Raw genomic sequence first — 3,404 nt, forward strand, 5'->3', positions numbered from 1 at the left:
TTTAAGCGGAGGGTCGGGTGCAGGTCTTCAGGAACAAATCGATAATATCAATAGTGTCTATCCCAACCGGTTCGTGGTGTTTGCCAATGTGGATTTCGATGGTGTCGGCACAAAAGGATGGACAGAAAAGGCGGTAAATCAACTCGAAGCCGATATTAAAAATGGGGCCAAGGGCCTAAAAGTTTATAAAAGTCTAGGCCTTCGGAATATGGATAGTGACGGCAACCGATTGGCGGTCGATGACGACCGTTTGGATGCCATTTGGGCCAAATGTGGGGAACTGGGCGTTCCCGTATTGATACATTCCGCGGACCCAAAATCGTTTTGGGACGCCATGGATGGCGATAACGAGCGTTGGTTGGAACTAAAAACGCATCCCCGTAGAAAGCGATCTGATACGGATCCGGCATCCTGGGAAAAGATTATCGACGAACAGCATCGGATGTTCAAAAGACATCCCGATACGAAGTTTATAAATGCACACATGGGCTGGTACGCCAACGATTTGGGCAAACTGGGCCAACTTTTAGACGAAATACCGAACATGAGCGTCGGTATCGCCGCAGTTATCGCAGAACTGGGCCGGCAGCCCCGGAACGCCAGGGAGTTTTTTATCAAATACCAAGACCGCATCCTTTTCGGAAAAGATAGTTGGCAGCCCGATGAGTTTCCCACCTATTTCCGGGTTTTGGAAACTGCCGACGAGTATTTCCCCTATTATAAAAAATATCATGCCTTTTGGGCAATGTACGGTCTTGACCTCCCGGATGAAGTGCTAAAAAAAGTCTATTATAAGAATGCCCTGGAACTGATTCCCGGTTTGGATAAAAGTCTTTTTCCCGAAAATTGAATCCCTTGTCCCGGACGTAAAGGAGGTATGGGACCTATTTGCCACGGACAGACTTGAACTTGCGCCTGAACTTGATTCGAAATATCGTATTTTCGTGGGATTAAAAATTAGTTATGATTTCCCCGTTCCCAAAATCGCTTTTAGGATGTTTTTTATTGCCCATTCTACTTTTGTCCTGCAAAGAAAACCAAGGCCAACAAATGGATAACACCCACAAATTCACTAATGCGCTGGCGGACGAGACGAGTCCGTATTTGCTACAACACGCCCATAATCCCGTAAATTGGCGGCCTTGGAGCCCAGAGGCCCTGAAAGATGCCGAGAAGGAAAACAAATTGGTGCTGGTCAGTATCGGCTATTCCTCTTGCCATTGGTGCCATGTGATGGAAGAGGAGACCTTTGAAGATGAAGCAGTGGCCAAGATCATGAACGAAAACTTCATCAATATAAAGGTCGACCGTGAAGAGCGGCCCGATGTCGATCAGGTCTATATGACCGCATTACAACTGATTTCGGGCAATGGCGGATGGCCGCTGAACGTGATTACCCTGCCCAATGGAAAACCCTTATACGGCGGCACATATCACACCAAGGAACAGTGGACCAAGGTATTGACCAAAATCAGCGCTCTATATAAAAATGATCCAAAAAAAGCGGCGGAATACGCTGATATGGTCGCCTCCGGAATTGCTGAGGCCAACCTTATACAGCCTACGGAAGATATCGGTTCGCTAACGGAAGGGACCGTAAGGGAGAGTGTCGAAAATTGGATACCGAACTGGGATTTGGAGGAAGGCGGCGAAAAGGGAACGCAGAAGTTCATGATTCCCACCAATTTGAGCTTTTTGTTGGATTATGCCCTATTGACCGATGATAATAGCGCCAAAGAACATGTGCAGCTTACTTTGGATAAAATGGCCCTCGGTGGTATATATGATCATTTGGGCGGCGGATTTTACCGTTACAGTACCGACGCATATTGGAAAGTGCCGCATTTTGAAAAGATGCTCTATGACAATGCCCAATTGTTGAGCCTCTATGCCAAGGCCTACCAGATTTTCAAAAATCCGCAATACAAAGCGGTCGTTTTCGAAACTATTGAATTTCTGGATCGTGAAATGAAGAATACCGCCGGCGGCTATTTTGCTGCATTGAATGCGGATAGTGAAGGTGAAGAAGGCAAGTTTTACGTATGGCAGGAAGATGAATTGAAATCCGTTTTAGGTAACGATTTCGACCTTTTTGCATCCTATTATAACATCAGGCCCAAGTCCGTTTGGGAAGAAGGAAAGTATGTACTGCACAAACCATTATATGATTCCGCTTTTGAGAAGGAGCATTCCATAGCACAGAATAAACTTGAAGTTTCGAAGAAAGAGTGGCATGACAAACTCCTGAAGGCTAGGGGCGAAAGAATAAGGCCATCCACCGACGATAAAATCATTACCTCATGGAACGCCCTGTTGATCAATGGATTTGTGGACGTGTATGAAACCTTCGGACAAAAGGAGCATCTGGACAGGGCGAAATCCATTTTTGAATTTATTAGGGCGAAATCCTATGCAGAGGGAGCCTTGGTACACACGTATAAAGAAGGAGGTCGTCAAAAGGAAGGTTTTTTGGAGGATTATGCGTTTTTGACGGATGCCTCCCTAAAACTGTACAGCGCGACCATGGATATCAAATACCTCAATTTCGCCCAAAAGCTTACCGAAAAGGCGGAAATTCTATTTTTCGATAAGGCATCGGGTATGTACCGCTACAACGACAGTGATGAGCTGATCGCCAATATAATCAAGACCGATGACGGCGTGCTGCCCTCGCCCAATGCCGTTATGGCGCACAATCTTTTCAGATTGGGACATATCGAATACAAAACCGCCTATACCGAAAAGGCACAGCGTATGCTTTCGGCCATGGTGCCCATGATCACGGAGCATGCCCCGAGCTATTCGAAATGGAACGCCCTTTTGCTTCATACAGCATATCCCTACTACGAAATCGCCGTAGTAGGCAAAAACGCGCTACCGTTGCTCAAAGACCTACACCAAAACTATGTACCCAACACCTTGGTTGTAGGGACTACTTCCGAGAGTGATCTGCCGCTTTTTGAAGATCGGTATTTTGATGATGGTACTTTTATCTATGTATGTAAGAATACGACATGTAAGCTGCCGGTGGAGACGGTGGAAAAGGCGTTGGGGCAGGTAAGGAATTTTTGAAATCTCAAATATTTTAGTGTTTTATCCATATAATTTTTAACTTGTCTGCTTAATTGAATTAACTAAATCCAAACTATGCAAATAAAGGAAACTCCCGAAGAGTATGATGTAATCGTAGTCGGGTCGGGTGCCGGTGGCGGTATGGCCACCAAACAATTGGCCGATGCCGGCCTTAAGGTGGCCGTTGTGGAGGCGGGCCCGTTTTTTGACCCTGCCGACCCGAAGACGATGACCCAATTGAAATGGGCCTATGAATCCCCACGTAGGTTTGCTGGAACCGACCGTGCTTTCGGTGGGGCCGATATGTCTTGGGGCGATTGGCATGTCGAGGG

The 3,404-nt window shown here is 46.4% G+C and carries 3 protein-coding genes; all 3 read left to right on the top strand.

Annotated features, from left to right (window positions below; translation table 11 throughout):
- The coding region (locus ACEW8S_RS15995; RefSeq protein WP_373519122.1) for an amidohydrolase family protein at positions 1 to 850 on the top strand (850 nt) is incomplete at its 5' end.
- A 113-nt stretch (positions 851 to 963) separates the two neighbouring features.
- Positions 964 to 3,072 carry a thioredoxin domain-containing protein gene (locus ACEW8S_RS16000; RefSeq protein WP_373519123.1) on the top strand — a complete coding sequence of 703 codons (2,109 nt, stop codon included), beginning with the start codon at positions 964 to 966 and terminating at the stop codon, positions 3,070 to 3,072.
- Positions 3,073 to 3,147: 75 nt separating this feature from the next.
- Positions 3,148 to 3,404 (top strand): FAD-binding protein (locus ACEW8S_RS16005; RefSeq protein WP_373519124.1); only part of this gene is annotated, 257 nt, incomplete at its 3' end.

This window comes from Pricia sp. (assembly GCF_041745955.1).
In the GTDB taxonomy this organism is placed as follows: Bacteria; Bacteroidota; Bacteroidia; order Flavobacteriales; family Flavobacteriaceae; genus Pricia.

What these genes read in the sequence shown, in the direction of transcription:
- ACEW8S_RS16000 (WP_373519123.1), top strand. Translation starts at nt 964, where the DNA reads ATGATTTCCCCGTTCCCAAAATCGCTTTTAGGATGTTTTTTATTGCCC.